At 58.7% G+C, this 1,385-nt stretch carries 1 protein-coding gene and 1 pseudogene; both read left to right on the top strand.

Going from position 1 to position 1,385, the window contains the following annotated elements:
* On the top strand, positions 1–907 hold a 907-nt coding region (gene gluQRS / locus B3797_RS19535; protein ID WP_311791956.1), incomplete at its 5' end, for a tRNA glutamyl-Q(34) synthetase GluQRS.
* A gap of 39 nt (positions 908–946) precedes the next feature.
* Positions 947–1,385 (top strand): annotated as a pseudogene (gene pcnB, locus B3797_RS19530) (polynucleotide adenylyltransferase); the annotation flags it as partial.

Below are 1,385 nucleotides of genomic sequence, written 5' to 3'. Positions count from 1 at the left end.
GCGTTTCGCTCCCTCTCCTTCTGGCGATCTTCATTTCGGCTCGCTGATTGCCGCGCTTGGCAGCTATCTCAGCGCGCGCGCGCAAAAAGGCCGCTGGCTGGTACGCATCGAAGATATCGATCCGCCGCGCGAAGTCGCAGGCGCTGCCACGCGCATTCTGCATCAGCTGGAGCATTACGGCCTGCACTGGGACGGCGAGGTGCTGTGGCAGTCGCAGCGCCATGAGGCCTATCGCGAGGCGCTGGCCTGGCTGCAGACGCATCGTCAGAGCTATTACTGCACCTGTACGCGTCGCCGCATCCAGCAGATCGGCGGATTTTACGACGGCCACTGCCGCGATCGCCATCTGGGGCCGGAAAACGCCGCGCTGCGTTTACGTCAGCACGCGCCGGTTTTCAGCTTTGACGATCGGCTGCGCGGCATCGTGAACGTCGATGCGCGTCTGGCCCAGGAAGATTTTATTATTCATCGGCGAGACGGCCTGTTCGCCTACAACCTTGCCGTGGTGGTCGATGACCATTTTCAGGGCGTAACGGAGATCGTGCGCGGCGCGGATTTAATTGAGCCCACGGTGCGGCAGATAGCGCTTTATCAGCAGTTCGGCTGGCCGACGCCTGACTGGCTGCATTTGCCGCTGGCGATCAATCCCGACGGCAATAAACTGTCGAAGCAGAATCATGCGCCTTCGCTGCCCGCAGGCGACCCGCGACCGCTGCTGGTGCAGGCGCTTCGCTTTCTGGGACAGCCTGTGGCGGCGGAATGGCGCGATGAAACGCAGGAGAAACTGCTGGAAAGCGCAGTCTCACAGTGGAATATCGCTTTGATACCCCATGAGAACGCCCTGAAACCGGCTGAGCCGACAACACCATTCCTAAATGAATCGCAACAGGCTATGATTAGCCGCTGATTTTATTTACACCACTTTACGTCGCTGTCGAGGTGTCCCATTTTTACCCGAGTTGCTAATTTTTGCCGGAAAGTCCTCATGCGTGATGAGGAGGCGCCCGTCGAGGTTGAAACTGAGCGTCATCAGATGACCATTATCCCTCGTGAGAGCCATAACATCTCGCGCAAAGACATTAGCGAAAATGCCCTGAAGGTGCTCTACCGCCTGAATAAAGCGGGCTATGAAGCCTATCTGGTGGGCGGTGGCGTTCGCGACCTGCTGCTGGGTAAAAAGCCCAAGGACTTTGACATCACCACCAACGCCACGCCTGAGCAGATGCGCAAGCTGTTCCGCAACTGTCGTCTGGTTGGGCGTCGCTTCCGTCTGGCGCACGTTATGTTCGGCCCCGAAGTGATTGAAGTCGCGACTTTCCGCGGCCATCATCAGGCTGAAGAGGATGTCGAAGAGGATCGCAATCTGTCGCAGCGCGCCCAGAGCG

The organism is Pantoea sp. UBA5923 (assembly GCF_002431095.1).
In the GTDB taxonomy this organism is placed as follows: Bacteria; Pseudomonadota; Gammaproteobacteria; order Enterobacterales; family Enterobacteriaceae; genus Pantoea; species Pantoea piersonii.
Note: the sequence above shows the minus strand (reverse complement) of the source record. Positions and strands in the feature narration are given on the sequence as shown.